General features: G+C 66.5%; 23 protein-coding genes. 12 read left to right on the top strand and 11 right to left on the bottom strand.

The annotated features are described in order from the left end of the window. Positions 1-58: 58 nt before the first annotated feature. From EOD43_RS08200 to EOD43_RS08170, 7 genes are all read left to right on the top strand, one after another. Positions 59-901: a 2OG-Fe(II) oxygenase gene (locus tag EOD43_RS08200; protein WP_127742835.1), complete on the top strand. Its 843-nt coding sequence runs from the start codon at positions 59-61 to the stop codon at positions 899-901. A gap of 55 nt (positions 902-956) precedes the next feature. Then, positions 957-1982, top strand: a complete 1026-nt coding sequence (locus EOD43_RS08195; RefSeq protein WP_127742833.1) for a zinc-dependent alcohol dehydrogenase — start codon at positions 957-959, stop codon at positions 1980-1982. Further along, positions 1979-3100, top strand: coding sequence for an epoxide hydrolase family protein (locus EOD43_RS08190; protein WP_127742831.1), 1122 nt, complete (start codon positions 1979-1981; stop codon positions 3098-3100). The genes EOD43_RS08195 and EOD43_RS08190 overlap by 4 nt, the downstream gene beginning before the upstream one ends. After that, entirely contained in the window at positions 3097-3885 is a 789-nt protein-coding gene (locus EOD43_RS08185; protein WP_127742829.1) for a metal-dependent hydrolase, read from the top strand. The genes EOD43_RS08190 and EOD43_RS08185 overlap by 4 nt, the downstream gene beginning before the upstream one ends. A gap of 204 nt (positions 3886-4089) precedes the next feature. After that, the gene (locus EOD43_RS08180; protein WP_127742827.1) at positions 4090-4548 is read left to right on the top strand and encodes a DUF3617 domain-containing protein; all 459 of its coding nucleotides are present in this window, start codon (positions 4090-4092) and stop codon (positions 4546-4548) included. Then, the gene (locus EOD43_RS08175; RefSeq protein WP_338068992.1) at positions 4539-5375 is read left to right on the top strand and encodes an arylamine N-acetyltransferase family protein; all 837 of its coding nucleotides are present in this window, start codon (positions 4539-4541) and stop codon (positions 5373-5375) included. Before EOD43_RS08180 ends, EOD43_RS08175 begins: the two co-directional genes overlap by 10 nt. Further along, the gene (locus EOD43_RS08170; RefSeq protein ID WP_127742825.1) at positions 5372-6664 is read left to right on the top strand and encodes an MFS transporter; all 1293 of its coding nucleotides are present in this window, start codon (positions 5372-5374) and stop codon (positions 6662-6664) included. The genes EOD43_RS08175 and EOD43_RS08170 overlap by 4 nt, the downstream gene beginning before the upstream one ends. Here EOD43_RS08170 and EOD43_RS08165 read toward each other — a convergent pair. Beyond that, positions 6649-6831, bottom strand: a complete 183-nt coding sequence (locus tag EOD43_RS08165; protein WP_127742823.1) for a hypothetical protein — start codon at positions 6829-6831, stop codon at positions 6649-6651. The two genes, EOD43_RS08170 and EOD43_RS08165, sit on opposite strands and share 16 nt — an antisense overlap. Positions 6832-6911: 80 nt before the next feature. Beyond that, the gene (locus EOD43_RS08160) at positions 6912-8006 is read right to left on the bottom strand and encodes an MBL fold metallo-hydrolase (RefSeq protein ID WP_127742821.1); all 1095 of its coding nucleotides are present in this window, start codon (positions 8004-8006) and stop codon (positions 6912-6914) included. Positions 8007-8032: 26 nt separating this feature from the next. Here EOD43_RS08160 and EOD43_RS08155 point away from each other — a divergent pair, with 26 nt between their 5' ends. Then, positions 8033-9217, top strand: coding sequence for a serine hydrolase domain-containing protein (locus EOD43_RS08155; RefSeq protein ID WP_127744674.1), 1185 nt, complete (start codon positions 8033-8035; stop codon positions 9215-9217). A gap of 98 nt (positions 9218-9315) precedes the next feature. Here the strand turns inward: EOD43_RS08155 and EOD43_RS08150 are convergent, their stop codons facing one another. From EOD43_RS08150 to EOD43_RS08135, 4 genes are read right to left on the bottom strand one after another with little or no spacing between them, the layout of a single operon-like run. Beyond that, positions 9316-10758, bottom strand: coding sequence for an amidohydrolase family protein (locus EOD43_RS08150; protein ID WP_127744673.1), 1443 nt, complete (start codon positions 10756-10758; stop codon positions 9316-9318). Then, the gene (locus tag EOD43_RS08145; RefSeq protein WP_127742819.1) at positions 10758-11114 is read right to left on the bottom strand and encodes a DUF423 domain-containing protein; all 357 of its coding nucleotides are present in this window, start codon (positions 11112-11114) and stop codon (positions 10758-10760) included. Before EOD43_RS08145 ends, EOD43_RS08150 begins: the two co-directional genes overlap by 1 nt. After that, the gene (locus EOD43_RS08140; RefSeq protein ID WP_206363552.1) at positions 11089-12849 is read right to left on the bottom strand and encodes a cation:proton antiporter domain-containing protein; all 1761 of its coding nucleotides are present in this window, start codon (positions 12847-12849) and stop codon (positions 11089-11091) included. Before EOD43_RS08140 ends, EOD43_RS08145 begins: the two co-directional genes overlap by 26 nt. 53 nt (positions 12850-12902) lie before the next feature. Next, a complete protein-coding gene (locus EOD43_RS08135; RefSeq protein WP_206363506.1) occupies positions 12903-13352 on the bottom strand; it encodes an iron-sulfur cluster assembly scaffold protein in 450 nt (149 codons plus the stop codon). 207 nt (positions 13353-13559) lie between these two features. On the opposite strand from EOD43_RS08135, the gene EOD43_RS08130 reads away from it, so the two are divergent. Continuing rightward, positions 13560-14969 (top strand): ArnT family glycosyltransferase, encoded by a 1410-nt coding sequence (locus EOD43_RS08130; RefSeq protein WP_164857160.1) that lies wholly within the window; start codon positions 13560-13562, stop codon positions 14967-14969. Here the strand turns inward: EOD43_RS08130 and EOD43_RS08125 are convergent. From EOD43_RS08125 to gatC, 4 genes are all read right to left on the bottom strand, one after another. Further along, positions 14966-18094 (bottom strand): hypothetical protein, encoded by a 3129-nt coding sequence (locus EOD43_RS08125; protein WP_127742811.1) that lies wholly within the window; start codon positions 18092-18094, stop codon positions 14966-14968. The two genes, EOD43_RS08130 and EOD43_RS08125, sit on opposite strands and share 4 nt — an antisense overlap. Positions 18095-18213: 119 nt before the next feature. Then, positions 18214-19695 (bottom strand): Asp-tRNA(Asn)/Glu-tRNA(Gln) amidotransferase subunit GatB, encoded by a 1482-nt coding sequence (gene gatB / locus EOD43_RS08120; RefSeq protein WP_127742809.1) that lies wholly within the window; start codon positions 19693-19695, stop codon positions 18214-18216. A 1-nt stretch (position 19696) separates the two neighbouring features. Continuing rightward, entirely contained in the window at positions 19697-21187 is a 1491-nt protein-coding gene (gene gatA, locus EOD43_RS08115) for an Asp-tRNA(Asn)/Glu-tRNA(Gln) amidotransferase subunit GatA (RefSeq protein WP_127742807.1), read from the bottom strand. Then, complete coding sequence (gene gatC / locus EOD43_RS08110) at positions 21187-21474, bottom strand: Asp-tRNA(Asn)/Glu-tRNA(Gln) amidotransferase subunit GatC (protein WP_127742805.1); 288 nt, start codon at positions 21472-21474, stop codon at positions 21187-21189. Before gatC ends, gatA begins: the two co-directional genes overlap by 1 nt. Positions 21475-21679: 205 nt before the next feature. On the opposite strand from gatC, the gene EOD43_RS08105 reads away from it, so the two are divergent. From EOD43_RS08105 to EOD43_RS08095, 3 genes are read left to right on the top strand one after another with little or no spacing between them, the layout of a single operon-like run. Beyond that, on the top strand, positions 21680-22795 hold the full coding sequence (locus EOD43_RS08105) for a DUF3089 domain-containing protein (RefSeq protein WP_127742803.1): 1116 nt from the start codon (positions 21680-21682) through the stop codon (positions 22793-22795). Then, positions 22792-23247, top strand: a complete 456-nt coding sequence (gene ruvX, locus EOD43_RS08100) for a Holliday junction resolvase RuvX (RefSeq protein WP_127742801.1) — start codon at positions 22792-22794, stop codon at positions 23245-23247. The genes EOD43_RS08105 and ruvX overlap by 4 nt, the downstream gene beginning before the upstream one ends. Before the next feature lie 35 nt (positions 23248-23282). Then, positions 23283-24011: a metallophosphoesterase family protein gene (locus tag EOD43_RS08095; RefSeq protein WP_127742799.1), complete on the top strand. Its 729-nt coding sequence runs from the start codon at positions 23283-23285 to the stop codon at positions 24009-24011. A 23-nt stretch (positions 24012-24034) separates the two neighbouring features. Here EOD43_RS08095 and fabZ read toward each other — a convergent pair whose 3' ends face one another. Next, positions 24035-24523, bottom strand: coding sequence for a 3-hydroxyacyl-ACP dehydratase FabZ (gene fabZ, locus EOD43_RS08090; RefSeq protein WP_127742796.1), 489 nt, complete (start codon positions 24521-24523; stop codon positions 24035-24037). Between the last annotated feature and the right edge of the window lie 4 nt (positions 24524-24527).

The raw sequence follows: 24527 nt of genomic DNA, 5'->3' as shown, positions 1-24527 counted from the left end.
TTTGTTCCACCCATCAAAATCGATTTGTCGCAGGCAGGCGCGGCGATAGGGTGCGGCGATGGATCCGCTGCTCACCTTCGACGATCGCGACGGCGCCCCGCGCTTCGAAGAGGCGCAGTGTCGGGCAGCAGGCGCCGGCCTGGCGGAGCACTATCGGACAGCCGAGCCCTTCCCGCATATCGTGATCGACGGCTTCCTCGATCCCGCGATCCTGCGCACCGTCGCCGCCGCCTATCCCGATCGCGCCGACAAATCGGCGTTCGACCGCGATCAGGAGCGGCGCAAATATCAATATGCGCCCGAGGAGATCGACGATGCGCGGGCGCGAAACCTGCTGGCGCAACTCAATGCCCGCCCCTTCCTCGCTTTTCTGGAGGAACTGACCGGGATCGCCGGGCTGGTGCCCGATCCCTATTTCACCGGCGGCGGGCTGCACGAGACTCTGACCGGCGGGCATCTGGGCGTGCATGCCGATTTCAACGTCCACCGGATCATGCGGCTGGAGCGGCGGCTGAACCTGCTCATCTACCTGAACGACGATTGGCGGCCCGAATGGGGCGGCGATCTGGAATTGTGGGACAAGGCGATGACCGGGCCGGTGGCAAGCATCGCGCCGGTGCTGGGACGCGCGGTGATCTTCAACACCGCGCTCGACAGCTTTCACGGCCATCCGAGCCCGCTCGCCTGCCCACCCGATCGATCGCGCCGGTCGATCGCGACCTATTATTACACCGCCCCCGAACACGGCGTCGCCAGCCTGCCCAGCCGCACCACCAATTTTCGCATGCGGCCGGGCACCGACGATCGACCCGATCGCCGGGTCGCTTTCGAACATTTCGTCCGCGATTGGATACCCCATCGTCTCCAGCCGCTCGCGCGCCGCCTGAATCGCTTTCGCTGACGTCGGCGGGCCGATATGGTCCCCGGCAAAAGAGATAGCTGAAAAGGGATCGAGGATGCGCGCTGCAGTCTATATGTCGGCCGATGTGCCGCTGGTGATCGAACGGGTCGACGATCCGACGCCGAAGGCCGGACAGGCGATCCTGCAGGTGGCGGGCGCAGGCATCTGCGGATCCGACCTGCACATGAAGCAGCTCAACCGCATGCCCAAGGGCACGATCTTCGGCCACGAATTCGCCGGATCGATCGTGGCGCTGGGCAGCGACATGGACGGCTGGAAAGTCGGCGAGCGCGTGACCGCCCTGCCCGTTCTTTCGTGCAAGAATTGCGCGGCGTGCGATGCCGATCTGCCGTCTTTGTGCACCGGCGTCGCCTTCATCGGCGCGCGACCCGATCGGCCCGGCGCCTATGCCGAATATGTCGCGGTCGATCGGCACATGCTCCAGCGCCTGCCCGAAGGCGTGTCGTTCATCGAAGGCGCGATGGTCGAGCCGCTGGCGGTCGCGCACCACGCAGTCGAGATGGCCGGGGTGAAAAGCAACAGCACGGTCCTGATCATGGGCCTCGGCCCGATCGGTGCGGCGACGGCCCTGTTCGCGCGGATGAAGGGCGCGCGGCATGTGGTGGTCAGCGAGCCAAGCCCGGTTAGGCGCGCGCTGGCGATCGATCTGGGCGCGACCGCGGTGATCGATCCCAAGAGTGAGGACGTCTCCGCGCGCTTCGCCGCGATCACCGGCCGCGCGCCGGAAATCGTGTTCGAATGTGTCGGCAATCCGGGGCTGCTCAAGCAGGCGGTCGGCTATGCCGGCGTGCGCGGCCAGGTGGTCGTGGCGGGTGTGTGCATGGGCGACGACGCGATCAACCCGCTCGCGGCGCTCGGCAAGGAAGTCACGATCAAGTTCAGCCAGGCTTATGGCGAGGGCGATTTCGCGGCGGTGATCGATGCGATCGCGCGGCGGCGGATCGATGTCGCGCCGATGCACAGCCGATCGGTCGGCTTCGACGCCTTTCCCGCTGCGTTCGAGGAACTGGGCAAGGCGCCGAAGGACTGCAAGATCCTGCTGGATCCGAGCCTGTCGTGACGGCCCCCGCCCCCTTCCGCTTCGCCGCGGAGGCGGCGATGATCGAAGACCTCAAGGCGCGTCTGGCCAATAGTCGCGCGGCGCCCGTCGCGGTCGATCCGGATGGCGGCATGGGGATCGCGCCGGTCGATCTGGCGCGGCTCAAGGCCGGGTTCGAGGCGTTCGATTGGGCGGCGTTCGAGGCGCGGGCGAACCGGCACCCCGCCTTCACCCTGCCGATCCGCGGGCAGACGACCCACTTCGTCCGCGTGACGACGGGCGCGGCGGCCGATCGCCTGCCGTTGCTGCTGCTCCACGGCTGGCCGGGTTCCTATCTCGAGTTCGGCGACGCGATCGATCTGCTGATCGCCAGCGGCAAGCCACTCGACATCGTCTGCCCGTCGCTGCCCGGCTACGGTTTTTCGACCCGCGATCTCGAAAGCGACCTGCCGCCGCGCGGGATCGGCGACGTGATGGTCGATCTGATGGCCGCGCTCGGCCATGATCGCTTCGTCGTGCAGGGCGGCGACTGGGGCAGCGTGATCGCGTCCGAAATGGGCCGGTTCCACGCGGACAGGCTGATCGGCGTCCACGTGAACATGGTGCCGATGATGGTGATGCCCGGCGACCCGATCCGCGAGACCGCGACCGAGACGGAAAAAGCGTGGATCGCGCGCAGCGATCGGATGCGGATGGACGGTTCGGGCTATCAGGCAATTCAGGGCACGCGACCCCAAACGCTGGCGGTCGGCCTCGCGGATTCGCCGCTGGGCCTGCTCGCGTGGATCGGCGAGAAGTTCATCGCGTGGAGCGGGCGCGACGCGGCCGGCAAGCCGCTGGCGCGCGACCAGCACATCCTCGACGGAGTCGCGCTCTATTGGGCGACCAATTGCATCGGCAGTTCGGTGCGGCTGTACCGCGACATGTTCCGCAATCCGTCGAGCCAAGCACCGATCACGCCGCCCTGCGGGATCGCCAACTACCCCTATGAGATCATGAAGTCGCCGCGTTCGATCGTCGAGCCGCGCTATAACATCGTCCATTGGGCAGAGCCGGAGATGGGCGGGCATTTCGCGGCGATGGAGGTGCCCGACCTGTTCGTCGCGGATCTGCTGGCCTTTCTGGAGAAGCTGCCATGATCGTGCGCAAGCCGAAGATCGACTTCACCGATGCCCTGCCCCACTGGGCGCCCAACCGCGCCTTCGTGCAGATCAGCAACGCGACCTCGACCGGGCTGGTGCCGATCGAAACCTATCTCAACAAGGTCGTGACGCGCGTTGCCGACAAGCATGGCGATGCCGCACTGAAGGCGGACGCCGCTTTGTTCTGCGCGCAGGAAGGCAATCACTATCGCCAGCACCGCGCCTTCAACAAGGCGCTCTATGGCCGCTATCCCAAGGTGCGCGACTATGAAGCCGCGCTCAACGCCGACTATGATCGCTTCCTCGCCGAAAAGCCGCTCGTGTGGAACGCGGCCTATTGCGAGGGCTTCGAAAGCGTCGGCATCGTCTATGCGCGTTTCCTGTTCGAGGAAGCGGACGACCTGCTCGAAGGCGCGGACGAGCGGCTGGTGCGGCTGTGGAAATGGCATCTGGCCGAGGAATTCGAGCATCGCACCGTCTGCTATGACGTGTTGAAGGCGGCGGGCGGCGGCTATGTCGATCGGATCAAGGGTCTGTTCGCCGCGATCCGCCACCTGATGGCGCACAGCCGCCGCGTCGCCGATTATATGCTGGCGGTCGACCGCGCCGACATGACCGAAGCGGAACGCGCGGCCTCGATCGCCGAGGAGGCCGAATATCGCGCGCGGCGCAAGAAATCAGGGCAGCGCGAGATGCTCAAGCTGCTCTCCCCCTTCTACGATCCGCGCAAGAAGCCGCAGCCGCGGGGCAGCGCGGAATATCTTGCGGCGATGGCCAATTAGATCCTCCCCCGGCGGGGGAGGTGGCAGTCCGCAGGACTGACGGAGGGGTATTGGCCGGCAGCGAACCGCCCGGCCTCAAATACCCCTCCACCGCTTCGCGGTTCCCCTCCCCCTCCGGGGGAGGATTTGTGCGGTGTGACGCCGCGCACTTGCACCGCCATCGCCACGCGCTAGGGTCGCGCCAGCTTTGGGGTGAAGGTGCCGATGAACCGCTTTCGTATCTGTCTGACGATGTTGCTGGCCACCGCGCCGGCGGCCGCTTTCGCCGATGGCTTCGCGCCCGGCCAATGGTCGCACTGGACCGACATGGTCAGCGCCGAAGTGCCGGGCGTGCCGCAATGGGTGGTCAAGATGTTCGCGGGCAACAGCAAGCGGAAGAGCTGCTTCACCGCCGCTCAGGCCACCAGCCGCCCCGAAGCGCTGCTGACGCAGGATGACGCCGCGGTGTGCAAGCCGCGCAAATTCGCGATGGAGGGCGGCAAGTTCGTCTATGACACCTTCTGCACCAACAAACGCTTCCCCGATGGGTTGATGATCGCATCGAAGGGCACCTACACGCCCAACAGCTATACGATCGCCACCACATCGACAGGCACCAAGGACGGAAAACCCGTGAAGATCATCACCACTGGCGGCGGACAGCGGACCGGCGCGTGCAAATAAGCGCCCCCATCGACCTCGACGCCTATCTCGCGCGCATCGGCCTGGGCCTCGTTCCCGAGGCGGATGCCGCCGGCCTTGCCGCCGTGCAGCGCCAACACCGGCTGTCGATCCCGTTCGAAAATCTCGACGTCCGGCTGGGGCGCGGAATCAGCCTCGATCCCGAGCATGTGTTCGAAAAGCTCGTCCACAAGCGGCGCGGCGGTTATTGTTTCGAACAGAACCAGCTGTTCCTGCGCGCGCTGACCGCGATCGGATTCGACGCGCGGCCGCTGCTCGCGCGGGTGTGGCTGATGGCGGACGGCGTGCCGCCCAAGACGCACACGCTGAACCTCGTCACGATCGACGGGATGCAATGGATCGCGGATGCGGGCTTCGGCGGCAGCTATTCGCCGCCGATGCCGCTGATCGCCGGGCCGGAAGTCGAGGCGCCCGACGGTTCGCGCTATCGCCTGTCGACCCATGAGGATCATGGCTGGTTCCTCGAGCGCAAGGGCCATCCCGCGCTCACCGACGGGCGCACGCTCCTCGATGAGTGGCAGCCGCAATACAGCTTCACGCTGGAACCGGTGGCGAGCGCCGATCTGGAGATGGCGAACCACTGGACCTCGACGCGCCCGGAAACGCGCTTCACGACCCTGTCGGTCGTCAGCCTCGTCCTCCCCTCGGGCTTCGCGAGTCTGACCGACACGCATTACACCCGCCGCAACGGCGACCAGCATGTCGAGGCCGAGATCGAGAGCGCGACCGCCTATCGGTTGCGGCTCAACTTCGTGTTCGGGATCGTGCTCGATGAGGTCGAGGTAATGGGATTGGGGCTGTTCGAGTGAGCGCAAAGCCCGCACCCCGCCACGCCGTCCGCTCGGTCGTCGGCGGGTCGCTGGGCAATCTGGTCGAATGGTATGACTGGTACGTCTATTCGGCTTTCTCGCTCTATTTCGCCAAGAGCTTCTTCCCGCAGGACGATCCGACCGCGCAATTGCTGTCGACCAGCATCGTCTTCGCGATCGGCTTCGTCATGCGGCCGCTAGGCGGCTGGGTGCTGGGCCTTGCCGCCGACAAATATGGACGCAAAGCGGCGCTGACCTGGTCGATCATGCTGATGTGCGCAGGATCGCTGATCATCACCTGCTCGCCCACTTATGCCAGCATCGGAATCTGGGCGCCGATCCTGCTGACCGTCGCGCGCATGGCGCAGGGCCTAAGCCTGGGCGGCGAGTTCGGGACGGCGGCGACCTACCTGACCGAGATCGCGCCGCCCGAGAAACGCGGCTTCTGGTCCAGCTTCCAATATGTGACCCTGATCGCGGGGCAATTGCTCGCGCTCGGCCTGCTCGTGCTGCTGCAGTTCGTATTCCTGACCGAAGCGCAGCTTGAGGAATGGGGCTGGCGCTTCGCCTTCGCGACCGGCGCGGTGCTGGCGGTGAGCGTATTCTGGCTGCGGCGCGGGATCGACGAGACCCCGGACTTCGTCGAGGAGTCCACGGGCGAGCGCAAGAAGGGCGGCTTCCTGACGCTGATCCGCGAACATCCCAAGCAGGTCGCTCTGGTGTTCGGCCTGTCGATCGGCAGCAATGTCAGCTTCTACGCCTTCACCACCTACATGCAGAAATATCTGGTCGCATCGGCAGGCTTCGCGAAGGACAAGGCGTCGCTGGTCTGCTCGGCCGCGTTGATCTTCTACATCGTGATCCAGCCGATGCTGGGCGCACTATCCGATCGGGTCGGGCGCAAGCCCCTGCTCTACTGGACCTGGGTGATGGGTGTGCTGACTACGGTGCCCCTGTTCACCGCGATCGGCGCGGCGGGCAGCGGAACGGCCGCCTTCTTCCTGATCTGCGCAGCCTATCTGGTCATTTCTGGATCGAGCGCGACGAGCGCGGTGGTGAAGGCGGAGATGTTCCCCCCGCATGTCCGCGCGCTGGGCGTCGGCCTGCCTTATGCGATCAGCCAGGCGTTTTTCGGGGGAACCGCGGAATCGGTGGCGCTCGGCTTCAAGAGCGCGGGCTATGAAGCGGCGTTCTTCTGGTATGTTGCCGGGTGCATGGGCGTGGCTTTGGTCACGACCCTGTTCGTGCCAGAGACCGCACCGCGGAAAGCACCTCAGCGGATCGCGTAAACCAGTTTGAATTCCTTGCCGTGAATGCGGATCGTGCCCTTCTGCGGGGCATGATCCGTCGACGTTTCGACAACGGGTTCTTCGGCCGGCGCACCCGCCGCAAGCGGGGCGAGCATGATCACGCCACCGAGTCCAAGTCCCCCTGCCATCGCCAGAGCCAGTCGCATCGTCGTCACCTCCCAAGTGAACGCCAGATGAATCGCACGAAGGCGCGGCAGGTTCCGCCGCTAAGGCACTGTTTCGAATCCTATTTCGGAACGTCCCAGCTCTGGCCGGGCAGAAGGGTGCGGAATCGCGACGGATCGATGCGGCGCGCACGGACCACGCGGGCAAGTTCCGCGCGCGGTTCGTCCATCGCCTCCTCGGTCAACTGGAAGGTGCCCCAATGGATGCCCAGCGCCTGCCGCGCGGCCAGTTGCTGGAACACCGTGGTCGACTGCTGCGGATCGATATGGTTGCCGCTGAACACATCGCGCGGATGGTAGGCGCCGATCGGCAGGATCGCGAGACGATAGGGTCCATGCTTCGCCGTTTCGCGCACCCAGGCGCCGTCGCCCCAGCCGGTATCGCCCGCGAAGAAGATGTTGCCGCCGGGCAGTTTCAACGTGAAGCCGCTCCACAACGCACGGTTGCGATCCGATCCCCACCGCGAGCCCCAGTGATGCACGCGCTCGACGATCACCGAGACGCCCGACCGCACCGGCACCCCCCCGCCCCAGTCGCGCGTGACCGACGCGATGTCGCGATCCTTCAGCAGCGTATCGTTGCCCAGGCTGGTGAAGATCAGCGGCCGATCGCGTCTCCACAGCGCCTCGATCGTGTCGAGGTCCATATGATCGTAGTGATTGTGGCTGATCAGGATCAGATCGATCGGCGGCAGATCGCCCAGCCGCACGCCCGGCGCGCGGGTGCGGACCGGGCCGGTGATGCCGAGCGGCCCGACCCGGTCGGCCCAGACCGGATCGGTCAGGATATTGAGCCCCTGCGTCTGGATAAGGACGGTCGCATGGCCGATCCAGATGACGCGCAGATCGTCGCCCGCGACGCGTGCCGCCGGTTTCGTCTGACGAACCGGCGCCGACTTCGGCCAGCCGGGGCCGGGCGCGCCGGTGATTGCGCGCCAGATCCGCGCCGGCGTCATCACCTTCTGCGATCCGCCGCTGCCGAACTGTCCCTCCGGGTTGAAGAAACGCTGGCCGTCGAAATGATCGCTGACGGGGCCGCTATAATAGGTGCGGTCGAGTAAGGACGGCAGCACGAAGCGTGCGGCAAGGCCAAGTGCGATCAGGATGCCGAGGATGATGGCCGCGCGGCGCATCCATTTCGATCGCGTTGCGCGCATCCCACTTCCTCCGCATGATGCGGGCTATGCACCGCATCCTTTTCGCCATAGCCGCTCTTATCGCCACGGACGCGCAGGCGCAGCCTGTTGTTCCGGCAGCGGTTCGACAGCCCTTTACCGCCACCGCGGTGGGGACGCCGAGCATTGAGGGGCTGGCCGATCGCGCAACCGGGCGCGCCGTCACCGCCGATGATCCGGTGCGGATCGCGTCGATCTCCAAGCTGGTCGTCGCGATCGGCGTGCTGCGGCTGGTCGAGGCGGGCAAGCTCGATCTCGATGCCGATGTCTCGCAGGCGCTCGGCTGGCAGGTGCACAACCCCGCCTTCCCCGACGCGCCAATCACGCTGCGGCTGTTGCTGTCGCACCAGTCCTCGCTGACCGACGCGGCGGATTATGTGCTGCCCTTCGATCGCACCGTGCGCGCGCAACTCGCCGATCCGAAGGCGTGGGATCGGGATCACAAGCCCGGCAGCTTCTTCCGCTACACCAACCTCAACTTCCCCGTCGTCGCATCGGTGATGGAGGCCGCGACGGGCGAACGCTTCGACCTGTTGATGAAGCGGCTCGTGCTCGATCCGATGGGGCTTAAGGGCTGCTACAACTGGGCAAGTTGCGACGATGCGACGATCGCCCATGCGGTCGTCCTGTACGACGCCGCGGGCAAGCCGGTGCGCGACGACGATCATGGTCAGCGCCCCGCCTGCACGATCGTCCCCGCCGCCGATGGCGATTGCGATCTCACCCACTGGCGCGCGGGCTGGAACGGGGCAAGCTTCTCGCCGCAGGGGGGGCTGCGCATCTCGATGCGCGATCTCGCGAAGATCGGGCAGATGCTGCTCAACGACGGGCGATCCGGCGGCAGGCGCATCCTGAGCAAAGCGTCGGTCGATCTGCTGCTCGCGCCCCTATGGACCTATGACGGCGCCAATGGCGTGACCGGCGAAAGCACCCCCGGCACGATCTGCCGCTACGGCCTCGCCAGCCAGACGCTCGCAACGCAGCGGGACGGCTGCCGCGAGGATGTGTTCGGCGACGGCATCCCCCGCGTCGGCCATGCGGGCGAGGCCTATGGCCTGCGATCCGGCCTGTGGATCGATCGGGACGCCAAGACCGGGGTCGCCTATTTCGTGACCGCCGTGCCCGACGATGCACCGTCGGGCGCGCATTCGAACTTCACCGCCGCCGAAGAACGGATGGCGACGGGCAGGTAACTCTCGTCATCCCGGCGGAGGCCGGGATCTCAGCGAGCATCTAGATGCCAGTTAGCCGCAGAAACCTCCTGAGATCCCGGCCTCCGCCGGGATGACGGCTAGTGGGTCGAATCCCACGCCGCCACCTTCGCGCGGGTTTCGGCCAGCATCGCGTCGAGCGCGGCGCGATCGTAGAGCTTGCCGCGCATCACGACGGCGCGGATCGTGCGGGTCGCGTCGATGTCCTTCAGCGGATCGGCATCGAGCAGAACGAGATCGGCCGCCTTGCCCTGCGCCACCGCACCATAACGATCGAGCTGGCCGAACCACGCCGGCCCCGCCCGCGTCGCCGACGACAAAGCCTGTTCGGGGGTCAGCCCCTCCTTCACGAACAGGGTGAGTTCGTCGTGCAGCCCCTGCCCCGGATAATTGAACGAGTTGAGGAAGCCCGCATCGGTGCCCGCGATGATCGTCACGCCGGCTTCGGCCAGCATCGGCAGGACGGCGGCCATACGATCGAAATGGGCATGGCGCGCGGCGATACCGGCAGCATCGGCCTGCGCGGCGCGCTCGATCCGCCAGTCATAGGTCTTGCGCAGTTTCGGGCCGATAAGGCTGAGATACTCGTCCTTCGAATGATCCTCGCTGTCGAGCCAGCTGATGATCCGGCTGCCGTTGAGCGTCGGCGTGACGAAGACGCCCTTCGCCGCAAAGTTGCGATAGGCCGCCATCGCGGTCGCGCGGTCGAAGCCGACATCGAGACGGCGGTTCGCCTCGGCCCGATCGATCTTGCCTGCGGCGAAGTCAGCCGCGATCGCCGCCTCATCCTTCACGCCCGCCTTGAAGGCATAATCCATATGCTCGATCGAGCTGATCCCGGCGTCGACCGCCTGTTCGACCGTCAGCGCCATCGGGATGTGGCCCGACGTGCGGATGCCCTGCGCATGCGCCTGGCCCAGCGCGTAAAGGAACAGTTTCGGATCGAGCGTGCTGTCGGTGATCTTGATGAAATCGACCTTGTCGCGATCGTGCAGCCTGGTGATCGCGGCATCGACGTCCGCCTTGCTGCCGACCTCGACCGTACCCTTCCAGATCGGCTTGATCCCCTCGATCTTCGCGCCCGATGACAGCAGGCGCGGACCGAACAGGGTGCCGTTCGCAATCTCGCCGCGCCATGCCAGCACCTGTTCGGGCAGGTCACCCGAACAATCGCGGATCGTGGTGATGCCGTTGGCGACGTAGAGCGGCAGGAGCGCCTTATTCTCCTCGATCAAATCCGGCCCGCCGCCGAAATGGACGTGCATGTCCCAGAGACCAGGGATCAGATAGCGGCCTTTGCCGTCGATCGTGCGCGCAGGCGCCCATGCCTTCGCGATGGCGGCGTCGGTGCCGACCGCGGCGATATGGTCGCCCTGCACGATCACGGTCTGCCCGGCGATCCGCGTGCCATGTTCGACGTCGATCACGGTGACGGCGCGGATCGCGAGATCGGCCGCCGACTTCGCCGCATATGCCGGCGAGGCGAGGAGCAACGCGCCGGCGAAGGTGAACAGCGCGCGCATCACCGCCCCCGCAGCATCGCGATGGCGAGCCACACCCAGCCGAGGATCATCGCCAGCCCGCCCAGCGGCGTGACCGCGCCCAGAATGCGCGGCGCGCCGAAGGACATGGCGAACAAGGTGCCCGAAAAGACCGCGCCGCCCAGCAGGAACAGCCCCGCCGGCCCGCGCCGACCCAGCTGGATCGCGACGAGGCCCGCAATCGCATGGACCATCAGATAGAGCGCGCCCGTCTTGAGCCACTCCACCGCAGCGCCGGTCGCGCCGTGCGAACCATAGGCCCCGCCGATGACCGCGACCGCGCCGGCCACCGCCAGCAGGCCGCCAAGCGGATCACCCTTCCCGCTGCGCTTCGCCATTGCCCTTCTCCCCTTCGTCTTCGTCCTCGCTCAGATCGAGCGCGCGGCCGGGTATGAACATTTGGTCGCGCAAGGCGGCGAGATCGCCCGTCTCCATCTGCGCTTCCAGCCGCGAACCGTCGCGCCGGCGATATTCGGCCTCGACCTTGTCGATGTTCCGATCGCTGACGCCCACGGCCTCGAGCGCGTGGCGGCCGAGCAGGACCGCGCTTTCGAACAATTCGCGGACCATGCCGTTCAGGTCCAACCGCGCCAGATCCATCATATGCCGCCGGTCGAAGGTGCGCACCAGCACCGCCGCCTTGGGGAAGGCGTTGAGGATGGGCTGAAGCTGCGCCTTGCCGAGGTCGTTGCCGTCGACGCAGAAGATGATCGCGCGCGCATCCGCCGCGCCCGCCAGCCGCAATATGTCGACGCGGGTGCCGTCGCCATAATGGACCTTCATCCCGAACTTGCCCGACTGTTCGATCTGCGACGCCTTGTTGTCGATCAACGTCACCTGCGATCCCGACGCGACCAGCATCTGCGCCACCGTCTGCCCGAAGCGGCCATAGCCGACGACGATCGCATCGCCCGTCTGATTGCCGTCGGGGCCGGGCCGATCCTCCTCGGCCTTCACGCCCTTGTTCAGGAAACGTTGCGCGACCATCATCAGGATCGGCGTCGTGACCATCGACAGGGTGACGATCGCGCTGAACAGGCTCGCCGCCTCGGGCGCGATCAGCAGCGCGTTCTGCGCCTGCGCGAACAGCACGAAGGCGAACTCGCCTCCCTGGCTGAGCAGCAGGGCGAAGGCGAGAGCGGAACGCCATGCGACACCGAAGACGCGCGCGATGCCGAACATGACGACCGCCTTGGTCGCCACCACCGCCAGCGCCATCGCGATCACGAACAGCGGGCGTTCGGCGATGACGTGCAGATCGAGCAACATGCCGACCGCGATAAAGAACAGGCCGAGCAGGATCGTGCGGAACGGCTCGACATCAGCCTCCAGTTCATGCCGGTACGGCGAGTCCGCCAGCATCACGCCCGCGATGAACGCGCCGAGCGCCGCCGACAGGTGCAGCGCCTCCATCAGCGCCGCCGCCGCGATCACCGCGAACAGGCCGGCGGCGACGAACAATTCGCGCTCCCCCAGCCGGCCGATCACCTTGAACAGCGGGTTCATCACGAACCGGCCGATCAGGACGAGGCCGATGACCGCGCCGACCGTATAGAGGCCCAGCAGCCATCCGGGCGGCGCATCGGGTGCGGGCGGCGTGCGCGAAAGCGCGGCGATGATCGTGATCAGCGGGACGATCGACAGATCCTGAAACAGCAGGACGGAGAAAGCGCGCTCGCCCGAGGGCGTATTGAGGCGGCCGGCCGACTGCAACATCGGCAGCACCTGCGCGGTCGACGACAGCGCCAGCGGCAGGCCGAGCGCGAGCGCGGCGGCCCAGCTGAAGCCCGTCGTCAGGAAGATGACCGCGCTGATCGCCGCACCACACAGCGCCACCTGGACCAGGCCGAGGCCGAAGATGTCGCGCCGCAATCGCCAGAGCCGGTTGGGATGCAGTTCCAGCCCGACGAGGAACAGCAGCAGGACGATGCCGAGTTCGGCGATGCCCAGCTTCGCCTCCGCATCGCCGATCAGCGCCAGACCATGCGGACCGACCAGCGCACCTGCGACCAGATAACCCAGCGTGGCGCCGAGGCCGAGGCGACGGAACAGCAGGACGAAGACGATCGCCATGCCGAGCAGGATGACGCCGTCCTTCAGCAGGAACGCGGTTTCGTGCGCCTCGTTCACGCCGCAACCCGCGCGGCGCGGGCGGCGGCAACGGCTTCGGCGACCCCTTCGAAGGCGAGCCGGATCGAGGCATGGCGTGCGGGATAGGCGACAGCGGGCAGGAAGATCTCGATCCCCGGCCAATCGCCCGGATCGGCACGCTCCCCGGCGAGGAAAGCGGTCAGCACATCGCGCGCACCCTCCAGTTCATCGAGGCTGCGCCCGATCGCATGCGCGCCCATCAGCGATGCCGAAGCCTGCCCAAGCGCGCAGGCGCGCACTTCGAGGCCCAGCGCGCTGATGCGGCCGTCATCGTCGATGCGAACATCCACCGTCACCCGACTGCCGCAGATCGGGGATCGTTTGGCGGCGCTCCCCTGTGGATCGGGAAGGCGGGCATGATGCGGGATCGTCGCCGCCAGCCGCAGGATCGTGGGATTGTAGAGATCGGCCGACATGCGAGCCATTTAGGAGGGAAAGGCGCGGGTTGCGAGCCTGTAAATCCTCCCCCGGCGGGGGAGGTGGCAGTCCGCAGGACTGACGGAGGGGTATTGGCCGGCAACGAACCGCCAAGCCTCGAATACCCCTCCACCAGCTACGCTGGTCCCCCTCCCCCGCCGGGGGAGGATTTTCATCCCTGCAGATTCCGCCTACCACGCCTGTCGGGGGTGACGATGCGAACAGACCAAAGCTGGCGCTGGGCGGTGCCGACGGTGATCGCGGTGGCGATCGCCCTGTGGCTCGGCTGGGTCGGCTATATCGCGTCAGACGACGGCCTCTATTATTTCGGCGCGGTGAAGTGGGTCGATAATCCGCCCTATGCAGGGGTCGACCACTGGACGACGCGCTTCCCCGTCGTGCTGAGCTTTGCGGCCGCGATCGCGATCTTCGGCAAGGGCTTGGCCGCTTTCCACGCCATGTCGCTCGGCTGGTTCGCGGCATTGCTGGTCACCGTGGGATTGACGGCGAAGCGGATCGGCGGGGCCACCGCGGGCTGGATCGCGGTGATGCTGACCGGCACGATGCCGGTGCTCGCGACCTTCGCGTCGATCGTCAATTGCGACATGGCCGAACTCGTCTTCGTGCTGGGCGGCATCGCGCTGCTGCCCGTCGGACGCGACGACATGCGCAAAGGCTTCGCCGCCGGCATCAGCTTCGGCCTCGCTTTCCTGAGCCGCGAGACGGCGATCCTGCCGCTGGTCGGCCTGTTGCCGATCTTCCTGTGCGGAAAGCCTGTGGGGCGTCGCGCGCTGATCGCGGCGGGCTTCGGCTTCCTTGCGGTGCAGGGGGCCGAGGCTTTGTTCCAGTGGATCGTCACCGGCGATCCGCTCCACCGCTACGGCCTTGCGATCAACCATGACGACAAGATGGACCGCGCCGCCAATGCGGAGGGCAATTTCCTGCTCCACCCGGCGATCGATCCGCTGCTCGTCCTGTTGATCAACGACGATTTCGCGCTTCTGTTCTGGCTACTGATCCCGGCGACGATCGCGCGGCCGTGGCGGCATCTGCGCGGGCGGGCGCAGTCGCGGCTGCTGATCCTCGGAGCAATGGCGGTGGCCGCCTTCTTCGTCGTCGGTGCGCTGGTGCACGAACTCGTCCTCAATCCGCGCTATTTCGTGCTGGCGGCGGTGACGGCGGCGATCGTCGTCGCGCTGTGGCTCGTGCGCCTGCGGCCGATGATGCGCGCTGCAGTGCTGGTGGCACTGGTCGGCGCGAACTTCGCGGCTTTATCGCTCGCCAACCGCCACCCGCACTGGTCGGCCGAGATATTGGTCGAAACGGCGCAGGCGCATTCGGCGCAAGCCGTATTCACCGACAAGACGACCTACGACCGTGCTTTGCTTCCGCTACGCTTCGCCGGGGTTCGCAACGTGCAGGTCGGCGCGCCGACGGCGGGGTCGCTCTACGTCTGCGGGCCGTGCGACGATGCGCCGGGCGATGCCATCACGCCGATCGCGCCGCCGCCGACCGCGATCGGCACACTGTTCGGGGTAATCGGCCTAGACGGCAAGCTGCCCGGTGGCGTGCGGCGCCGGCTGATGGCGCCGGGCGATGCGGCCGAGGTGCGGACGATCCGTTAGGACTGCGCCGCCGTCGGCGGGTTGTGGGTCGCCTGAAGGTAGAGGAACCAGCCGCCGCCGGCATCCTCGCCCTTATTCAGTTCCTCGGCGATCTTCTCGCGCCGCCAGCCGGCGACGGTCGCCATCGCGCGGTCGATATCCTCGCCCGACTGTCGCAACAGGTAGCGCAGGGTCGCGGGCGCGGCAATCAGTTGGTCCATCGCCTGCCCGTCGCGCGATTGCTCACGCCCTTCATGGACGAACATGTCCCAACGCTCGCTTGATCCGAAGGCGGCCTGCATCGCGGCATAATCCTGTGGCAGGCGCGCGACCTCGCCGCCTGCCGCCACGATCATCTCGCGCGTCCACAAGGGCGTCAGATAGGGCGTCGCATCGGCGTGCAGGATATGCGGGGCGCCGTTGATCCGCCCGACGACACGCCGGCGATGAGCGGCGATCAGCCAGTCGAGGACGGTCCCGGCCTTCGCGCTCGCCCGCCGCAGCGCATCGTGGAAACCCAATTTCTCGCCCGCGCCCAGCGCTGTCAGCCAATAGCCGATCTGGAAATCGAGCTGGATCATCTTATCGCCATTGTCGGCCGTCACCGGCCCGAAGTGCGCTGCGGCGGCATAGACCGCCCTGGTGCCGTCGAAGCGGCCGTCGATGAAGATGCTGGCGGGCGGATGCGCGAAGCCGGGAGTGGCCGCGTAATGCTCGTCATGGAAGCGTTCGAAATCGGCGACCACGAACGCCAGCACCTCGGCGCGGCTGTAGAGCCGGGTCGATGTCGCGCTGCCCGTCTTCCACGCGAGCGCGGCGTGCATGAACGCCCAGGCGCCGTCGCGCGACGCCCATTGCCCGATCGTCAGGATATCGTTGCTGTAGAGCCGGTTTTGATCCCAGAAGCGCGCGCCCAGAAAGGCGAATTCGGGCGTGCGGAACAAAAGGCTTCCCCAGCCGGGAAACTGGTGCGCGTGCGACTTATCGATCTGGAAACTGCCGAAGGTCGGCGCGTCGGGCGCATCGCCCGCATAGGGCACAACGACGCGCAACGGGCTGGTGCCGGCCGTCCAGTCGCTCAGCCTGCCGCCCTGCACATACCAGGCCTGCGTCGCGGGCAGGCCCATATTGCCCTGCCCATAATAATGGTTGCGCAGGACGACCGCACGCTGCGCATTGCCCTTATAGACCGGCACGTTGCGCCCGCGTTCGAAAGCGTGGACGGGATCGGAGGCGTAACCGGTCAGATAATCGAGCGCGATCGAGCGCCACGGCCGCCCGTCATGCGCACGGGTGGCGTTCAGATCGTTCGCATAGCGCGCAACCGGCTCGGCGATGATCTGCCGATCGTCGCGCGTGCCACCCGGCCCCGTCGTCGGCGATCGGCCCTGCACGTTGAACGGCGTGTAGCGCAGCCAGACCGCCGCATTGGCCGACAGCGAATTGGGCGAATAGAGCGAGGCGCGATAAGGATCGCGGGTGCGCGCGCCCTCCCGCTGCATCATCGGATGATCGCTCGGTTCCCAGCTCATTACCCGGCAATTGGCAAAGCCGTTCGCCTGCCCGTCATTGCCCGATCCACCCGCGAAGATGCGCAGATCGAAGCCGTTGACCGAATAGTCGCTGTGGCTGGCGAAGGGCACCGACTGATCGTAGAGCGGCACAGTGGCACGCACGTCGGCCACGGCGTGCGTCGGCGGATCGCCCGATCGCCAGATGATTCCCGATCGCACCGTACCGTGCGGATACCAACGATGATCCTTGTCAGTCTTCGCGCAACCGCGCCCGTCGAACGGTCCCGCGAAGATGCGGGGAATGTCGGTGCCGTTGAGCGGACCGCCATCGGGCCGCGCGATCGTCGCGATCGTCCGCCCCGCCTCGTCCTGCACCAGCCATGTGTGCGGGGCCATGTAGCTGTGCTTGCCCGTCGGATCGCCAAAGGGATTGGCTGGCATGGTCGTGGCATCCCAGTCATAGCCGAACTGGAACTGGACATAGTCGCCGCACCGTATCGCCTCGCACCGATAATCGATGCCCGCGATATTGGGGACCGGCCCCTGCGGCAGGCATTCGATCCACGGCGCCTGCCTCGCGCCGAGCAGGGCGTCCTCGAACTGGCAATTTTGCGCGGCGATCCGCGTCATCGCCAGTTCGTTGGGATGCGGCACACCCTGCCCTGACGACCAGTCGACCAGCACCGCCTTATAAGCCTGCCCCGCCGGCACGGCGAGCGGGCCGACCGTGACGTCGATCGTCGTCACCTGCCCGTCCAGCCCCGCATAGCCGATCGTGCGCGGCGGCTGCGGCGTCGCCACGCGCCGCGCATCGACTGCGAGCGCGGCGAGATCGGCGTCGGACAGCAGCAGGTTCGGATCGAGCGGACGATAATCCGGTTCGGCGACCGTCTGGTCGAACCCGATCCCGATCCGCCGCACGCGGATGCCGGCGCCGTCGCGGGTGTTGCCGAGCGACGCGTTCGTCTCGATCTGCACCTCGGGCGGCAAGTGCGGCTTCAGATTGGTCGGGAACGGGCCGCCCGCCGGCTTACCGTCGATGAAGAAGGCGATCCTGCCGCCCGATGTGCCCGGAATGTCGGTCCATTCGACCTCGAGCAGCTGTTCGGTCGTCCCGTTGCGGCCGATGCTGCTGGAAAAGCTGTTCGCGCCGCTTTTGCCCTCGACGCGGCACGACAGCAGCCCTTTTTCGTTGCTGGCATAGAGCGACAGCCGCCCCCGCGCCCAGGCGAAGATGTCGAGCAATGGCGGCCCGACATCGAGCGGAACGATCCCGGCGAAGGACAGCCGCATCCGGAGTGGCGTGCCCGGCGCCTTGGGATCATCATCGAAGGTGAGGCCGAGAGGGCCGGTGCGCAGAAAAGCGTCGCGCGCCAGGCTCATCAGCCCGCCCGCAATCGGCCCGGTGCCGCCCTGAACCACCAGCGGGACCGCCGCCGAAAAGGCGTCGCCATCGCTCGCGAAACCGCCGCCGTCCCGATCGAAGCGCCAACTGGCCGTTCGCTGCTGGATCCGGTCGCTCCGGCCGACGCGGACGAGGCTCAGCCCGTCCGGCACCGACAGCCGGAACGGCCCCTCGCTGCGCGGCTGGAGGCCGAGGGGGATGACCGTGCCGGGATCGCCGTAGATCATCGTCAAACGCCTCTCTCACTCGTCATCCCGGCGGAGGCCGGGATCTCAGGAGAGATGCACAGGGCTAGAGCCTGCTGAGATCCCGGCCTCCGCCGGGATGACGTATTACGGCTTGGCGATCAGCCCAAGGCCTTCTTGAGCAGATCGTTGACGACGCCCGGATTGGCCTTGCCGCCCATCGCCTTCATCGTCTGGCCGACGAAGAAGCCGAACAATTTGTCCTTGCCGCCGCGATAATCGGCGACCTTATCCTCGTTCGCGGCCATCACCTCGGCGATCACGGCCTCGATCGCGCCGGTGTCGCTGGTCTGCTTCAGGCCCTTTTCCTCGACGATCTTGGCGGGATCGTCGCCGGTTTCGAGCATGATCTCGAACACCTGCTTGGAAAGCGAACCCGACAGCGTACCGTCGGCGATCAGCGCGAGCAGCTCGGCGCCCTGCGCAACCGAAATCGGGCTTTCCTCAATCGACTTGCCGACGCGGTTGAGGCCGCCGAACAGATCGGAGACGAGCCAGTTCGACGCGGCCTTGGCGACATCGGCTTCCGACTTGCCCTGCTTGGCCGCCGCTTCGCGCAGCAAAGCCTCGAACCAGCGGGTGTTGGCGACGTCGGCGGTGACCACCTCGGTATTGCCAGCCGAAACGCCCAGAACCTCGCGATAGCGCGCGATCTTGGCGTCGGGCAGTTCGGGCAGGCTCGCCGCGCATTCGGCCAGGAATTCGTCGCTCAATTCGAGCGGCAGCAGATCCGGATCGGGGAAGTAGCGATAGTCATGCGCATCTTCCTTCGACCGCATCGAACGCGTCTCGTTGCGGTTCGGATCGTAGAGGCGGGTTTCCTGCACGATCGTGCCGCCTTCCTCGATCACGTCGATCTGGCGGCGTGCCTCGCCCTCGATCGCGGCCATCACGAAGCGGACCGAATTGACGTTCTTCGTCTCGGTGCGGGTGCCGAAGGGAGCGCCTTTCTTGCGCACCGACACGTTGACGTCGGCGCGCATGGAGCCTTCCTCCATATTGCCGTCGCACGACCCGACATAGCGCAGGATCGCGCGCAGCTTGCGCAGATAAGCACCCGCCTCGGCTGGCGACGACATGTCGGGACGCGACACGATTTCCATCAGCGCGACGCCCGAGCGGTTGAGATCGACATAGGAACTGGTCGGGTGCTGATCGTGCATCAGCTTGCCCGCATCCTGCTCGATATGGATGCGCTCGACGCCCACCGTCTTGGTGACGCCGTCGGCTTCGATCTCGATAGCGCCTTCACCTACGATCGGATGATAGAGCTGGCTGATCTGATAGCCCTGCGGAAGATCGGCGTAGAAGTAGTTCTTGCGATCGAAGCGCGACCATTTGTTGATCTGCGCCTTGATCGCCATGCCGGTGCGCACCGCCTGCCGCACGCATTCCTCGTTCAGGACGGGAAGCATGCCGGGCATCGCCGCATCGACCAGACTAACCTGCGTGTTCGGCTCCGCCCCGAACGCGGTCGCCGCGCCCGAGAACAGCTTCGCATTGGAGACAATCTGGGCATGCACTTCGAGCCCGATCACCACTTCCCAGGGGCCGGTCGCCCCTTCGATCGTATAAGTGCTCATATTACCACCACTTGCCCGGACGTGCCGCAAAGCCTGCGCGCTGCTCGATCGCGAGCGACGCGTTGAGGACGCCCTGTTCGTCAAACGGCTTGCCGATGATCTGGAGACCCAGCGGCAGCCCCTGCGGATCGAGGCCGCCCGGCACCGACATGGCGGGCAGGCCCGCCAGGCTCGACGGTACTGTGAAGACGTCGTTGAGATACATCGCCAGCGGATCGGCCGATTTCTCGCCGAGCGCAAACGCCGCCGACGGTGCGGTCGGCGTCAGCAGGACGTCGCACTTTTCCCATGCCTGCGCGAAATCGCGGGCGATCAGCGCGCGAACCTTCTGCGCCTTGGTATAGTAGGCGTCGTAGAATCCCGCCGAGAGGACGTAGGTGCCGATCATGATGCGGCGCTTCACCTCGGCACCGAAGCCGGCGGCGCGGGTGGCGGCGTACATGTCCTGCAGGTTCGCGCCATCGGGCAGATCGCGCAGGCCGTAGCGAACGCCATCATAGCGGGCGAGGTTCGACGAAGCCTCGGCCGGCGCAATGATGTAATAGGTCGGCAGCGCATATTTGGTGTGCGGCAGCGAGACTTCGACGATCTCGGCCCCCGCATCCTTCATCCACGCAATGCCCTGCTGCCACAGCGCCTCGATATCGGCGGGCATGCCGTCGACACGATATTCCTTGGGAATACCCACCTTCTTGCCCTTCAGATCCGCCGACAGCGCGGCTTCCCAGTTCGGCACCGAAAGCTCGACCGAGGTCGAGTCCTTCGCGTCGAAGCCCGACATCGCCTCAAGCATGATCGCGCAGTCGCGCACGTCATGCGCCATCGCGCCCGCCTGATCGAGCGAGGAGGCGAAGGCCACCGTGCCCCAGCGCGAGCAGCGGCCATACGTCGGCTTGATGCCCGAAATGCCGGTGAAGGCGGCCGGCTGGCGGATTGATCCGCCCGTGTCGGTGCCCGTCGCGCCCGGCGCGATGCGCGCCGCGACCGCCGCCGACGAACCGCCCGACGAACCGCCGGGGGCGAGCGGCGCATTACCACTGTCGTTGCGCCGCCACGGCGAGATCACGTTACCAAACGCGCTCGTTTCGTTCGACGAACCCATTGCGAACTGATCGAGGTTGAGCTTGCCGAGCATGCCCGCGCCCGCACCGAACAGCTTGGCGGTGACGGTCGATTCATAGGTCGGCACGAAGCCGCCCAGCATCCCGCTGGCCGCCGTGGTCTGATAACCTTCGGTGCAGAACAGATCCTTGATGCCCAGCGGCACGCCCGCGAGCGCGCCGAGGTCTGCCCCGTCTGCGCGTGCCTTGTCGGCAGCGTCGGCGGCCGCGATCGCATGATCGGGCGTCTTGACGATGAAGGCGTTGAGCGCGTCGGCGCCCGCAACCGCGGCGTTGAAGGCATCGGCCACTTCGCGCGCGGAAAAGGTGCCAGCGCGGAAGCCGTCGCGGATCCCGGCGATGCCGAGGTCGGTGAGATTTGTAGCAGTCACTATTCAATTACCTTCGGCACGGCGAAGAAGCCATGTTCGGCCTGCGGCGCGTTGGCGAGAACCTTGTCACGGACATCGCCGTCGGTGACGACATCGGCGCGCAGCCGTTGATGGCCGGGGATCACCGAGGCCATCGGCTCGACACCTGCGGTATCGACCTCGCCCAGCTGTTCGATCCAGCCGAGGATATTGTTGAGTTCGGGAACCATCGCATCGACATCGCCTTCGGTCATGGCGATACGGGCAAGGCTCGCGATCTTGCGGACGGTTGCTGCATCTACGGACATGCCCGGCGGCTAGCATCGGCGCGACGGCGCTTCAAGCGCGCTCTGGCCGTGAAGCAGGTGACGATAACCCTTTTCGTCGCCCCAGCGGAGGCTGGGGCCTATTTCTCTATCGGCAAAGGACAGCTAGGAGGCGAGAGAGATAGGCCCCAGCCTCCGCTGGGGCGACGAACATGGGGTTTCTTGCGACGCCCCGTCGGAGACCGCCTTGCTCGCCCGCCGCTTCCTTTACATCATCGCCGGCATCATCGCTTTGATCCTCGCCTTCGGGATCGCGTGGAGCCTGTTTCAGGAGCCGTTGATGCGGATGGCCTTCGTGCCGGGCGAGCCGTTCGAGGCGCCTGCCGCCGCCACCGCTCCCGATTATGCGAAGCCCGAAGCCTGGATCGCGCGGCCCGATCTGAAGACCGATCCGTCGCGCTGGCTGCCCAAGGGGGCGACGCTGCCGAAGGACCGGCCGGTCGCGGTCTTCTACGTTCCGCCCACCACCTATTTCAGCAAGGCGCACTGGAACGCCCCCATCAACGATGCGGATTCGCGCGAGTGGCTGACCCTGTTCACGCAGAGCGAGGCCAGCGCGTTCAACGGCGTCGGCGAAGTCTGGGCGCCGCGCTATCGCCTCGCGACGCTGGGCGCCTTCCTGACCGACAAGCCCGATGCGCAGAAGGCGTTCGATCTGGCCTATGGCGACGTCGTCCGCGCGTTCGACGCGTTTCTGGCGCAGATTCCCGCCGACCGCCCGATCCTGCTCGCCGCACATAGCCAGGGCAGCGTTCACCTGATGCGGCTGATGCACGCCAAGATGGCGGACACGCCGATCGCGAAGCGGATCGTCGCGGCCTATCTGGTCGGCTGGCCGATCTCGGTCGAGGCCGACGTGCCGGCGCTGGGCATCCCCGCCTGCGCGAACCCGGGTGAGGCGAACTGCCTGATCACCTGGCAAAGCTACGCCGAACCCGCCGATCAGCATCAGATCCGCACGATCTTCGAAAGCGGCAAGGGCTATACCGGCCAGCCGCGCAAGGGCACGCATATGCTGTGCGTCAATCCGCTGACGGGCGCACAGGGGGCCACGCCCGCCCTCCCTACCGCCAATCGCGGATCGCTGATTCCCGACAAGGCGGTGAAGAGCTTCACCTTCGCGGCCTCCGGGGTCGGTGCGCGCTGCGACGCCAATGGCGCGCTGCTGATCGGGGCGCCGCCGGAGGGCTATGGCAGCTACATCATGCCCGGCAACAACTACCATGTGTTCGATTACGCCCTGTTCTGGTCGAACATCCGCGCCGATGCGGCGGCGCGGGCCAAGAGCTTCCTCGCGCGATGATCCTGTCGTCCAATCTCGATTTTCGCGAAGCACTGCCCGATCGCGGGCGGCTGGCGGGGCTTGACGTCGGCACCAAGACGATCGGCGTGGCGTTGTGCGACGCCGGCTGGACGATCGCCAGCCCGGCCGAGACGATCGCGCGCACCAAGTTCAGCGTCGACGCTGCCAAGCTGCGCGCGATCGTGGCCGCGCAATCGGTGAAGGGGATCGTCGTCGGTCTCCCCCTCAACCTTGACGGCACGGACAGTCCGCGCACCCAGTCGGTGCGGCAGTTCGCGCGCAATATCGATGCACTGGGCGTGCCGATCCTGCTGTGGGACGAACGCTGGTCGACCGCCGCCGTCACCCGCACCCTGCTGGAGGCCGACGCCAGCCGCGCGCGGCGCGCCGAACTGGTCGACAAGCTGGCCGCCGCATACATCCTGCAGGGCGCGATCGACGCGATGATCTGATCGGAACCGGCAGCCGCCTGCCATGTTGTTTGTGCATGACGCGGCTCTTTCATGTCAGCGATCTGCACTTCGGCCGCGAGGATCGCGAGGCGGTCGATTGGTTCGCGGATCGGGTCCACAGCGAAAAGCCCGACGCCGTGATCGTGACCGGCGACCTGACGATGCGCGCCAAGAAGGCCGAATTCGCCGCCGCCAGCGCCTATCTCTCCGCGCTGAACGTGCCGGTGACGGTGGAGCCGGGCAATCACGATCTGCCGCTCTACAACCCGTTCAAGCGGCTGTTCCGCCCCTACAAGCATTTCAGGAGGCTGGAGGCCAAGATCGAGCGCCCGCTCGACCTCGCGTCGATCTGGCTGGTGCCGCTGAAGACGACGGCGCGATTTCAGCTGCGCAACTGGTCGAAAGGCTGGGTGTCCGAACGCGGGCTGGCCAAGGCGATCGCCTGCCTGCGCCGCAAGCCTGCCGGCGCGGTGGGCGTTGTCGCCTGCCATCACCCGCTGGTCGATCGTGAGGATCTGGAATCGCAGGCGCGCACGCGCGGCGGCAGCGAGGCGCTCGATGCTTTGGTGGAGGCGGGCGCGGAGGCCGTGCTGAGCGGCCATGTCCATGATCCGTTCGACGTCGAATGGCGCGCGACGATCGGATCGATCCGGATGGTCGGCGCGGGCACATTGTCCGAACGGGTCCGCGCCAGCCCCCCGTCGTTCAACGAATTGTGCGTGGAGGACGGCCAATTGACCGTCCGCGTGCGGGCGATGGCCTAATCGCCACCGCCCGCACGGAGGCGTCAATCCTTGGGCGGATCGGCGATCATCGCGGTGAAATTGGCCTGCGCAGCGAGCTTGTCGCCCAGATAGGCCTTGCCTTCGAACTTGCAGACGCTCGCGCGCTTCTGAACGAAGGCGGCGTCGAGACGCAGCAGCACGCCGGGCTCGACGGGGGTGCGGAACTTCACCTCGTCGATCGACATGAAATAGACAAGCTTGCCCGTCCCCGCGAGGCCGAGCGATTCGACCGCGAGCACGCCCGCGGCCTGCGCCAGCGCCTCGACGATCAGCACGCCCGGCATGATCGGGCGGCCGGGGAAGTGGCCGGCGAAGAAGGGTTCGTTGATCGTCACGGCCTTGATCGCCGAGATGCGCTCATTGGGCACCAGCGTTTCGACCCGATCGACCAGCAACATCGGATAGCGATGCGGGATCGCCGCCATCACCCGCCGGATGTCGAGGGGACCGATGGCCCCCTCGCCTGCAGCACCTGCCACTTCGTCCGTCATTTCA

This window comes from Sphingomonas crocodyli (assembly GCF_004005865.1).
Classification (GTDB): Bacteria; Pseudomonadota; Alphaproteobacteria; order Sphingomonadales; family Sphingomonadaceae; genus Rhizorhabdus; species Rhizorhabdus crocodyli.
This window is presented reverse-complemented; position numbering and strand designations above follow the sequence as displayed.

Excerpts from the sequence above, each read along its gene's own strand:
- EOD43_RS08200 (WP_127742835.1), top strand. The coding sequence starts at position 59 with ATGGATCCGCTGCTCACCTTCGACGATCGCGACGGCGCCCCGCGCTTC.
- EOD43_RS08195 (WP_127742833.1), top strand. The coding sequence starts at position 957 with ATGCGCGCTGCAGTCTATATGTCGGCCGATGTGCCGCTGGTGATCGAA.
- EOD43_RS08185 (WP_127742829.1), top strand. The coding sequence starts at position 3,097 with ATGATCGTGCGCAAGCCGAAGATCGACTTCACCGATGCCCTGCCCCAC.
- EOD43_RS08180 (WP_127742827.1), top strand. The coding sequence starts at position 4,090 with ATGAACCGCTTTCGTATCTGTCTGACGATGTTGCTGGCCACCGCGCCG.
- EOD43_RS08165 (WP_127742823.1), bottom strand. The coding sequence starts at position 6,831 with ATGCGACTGGCTCTGGCGATGGCAGGGGGACTTGGACTCGGTGGCGTG.
- EOD43_RS08160 (WP_127742821.1), bottom strand. The coding sequence starts at position 8,006 with ATGCGCGCAACGCGATCGAAATGGATGCGCCGCGCGGCCATCATCCTC.
- EOD43_RS08155 (WP_127744674.1), top strand. The coding sequence starts at position 8,033 with ATGCACCGCATCCTTTTCGCCATAGCCGCTCTTATCGCCACGGACGCG.
- EOD43_RS08150 (WP_127744673.1), bottom strand. The coding sequence starts at position 10,758 with ATGCGCGCGCTGTTCACCTTCGCCGGCGCGTTGCTCCTCGCCTCGCCG.
- EOD43_RS08145 (WP_127742819.1), bottom strand. The coding sequence starts at position 11,114 with ATGGCGAAGCGCAGCGGGAAGGGTGATCCGCTTGGCGGCCTGCTGGCG.
- EOD43_RS08140 (WP_206363552.1), bottom strand. The coding sequence starts at position 12,849 with ATGGCGATCGTCTTCGTCCTGCTGTTCCGTCGCCTCGGCCTCGGCGCC.
- EOD43_RS08135 (WP_206363506.1), bottom strand. The coding sequence starts at position 13,352 with ATGGCTCGCATGTCGGCCGATCTCTACAATCCCACGATCCTGCGGCTG.
- EOD43_RS08130 (WP_164857160.1), top strand. The coding sequence starts at position 13,560 with ATGCGAACAGACCAAAGCTGGCGCTGGGCGGTGCCGACGGTGATCGCG.
- EOD43_RS08125 (WP_127742811.1), bottom strand. The coding sequence starts at position 18,094 with ATGATCTACGGCGATCCCGGCACGGTCATCCCCCTCGGCCTCCAGCCG.
- gatB (WP_127742809.1), bottom strand. The coding sequence starts at position 19,695 with ATGAGCACTTATACGATCGAAGGGGCGACCGGCCCCTGGGAAGTGGTG.
- gatC (WP_127742805.1), bottom strand. The coding sequence starts at position 21,474 with ATGTCCGTAGATGCAGCAACCGTCCGCAAGATCGCGAGCCTTGCCCGT.
- ruvX (WP_127742801.1), top strand. The coding sequence starts at position 22,792 with ATGATCCTGTCGTCCAATCTCGATTTTCGCGAAGCACTGCCCGATCGC.
- EOD43_RS08095 (WP_127742799.1), top strand. The coding sequence starts at position 23,283 with ATGACGCGGCTCTTTCATGTCAGCGATCTGCACTTCGGCCGCGAGGAT.
- fabZ (WP_127742796.1), bottom strand. The coding sequence starts at position 24,523 with ATGACGGACGAAGTGGCAGGTGCTGCAGGCGAGGGGGCCATCGGTCCC.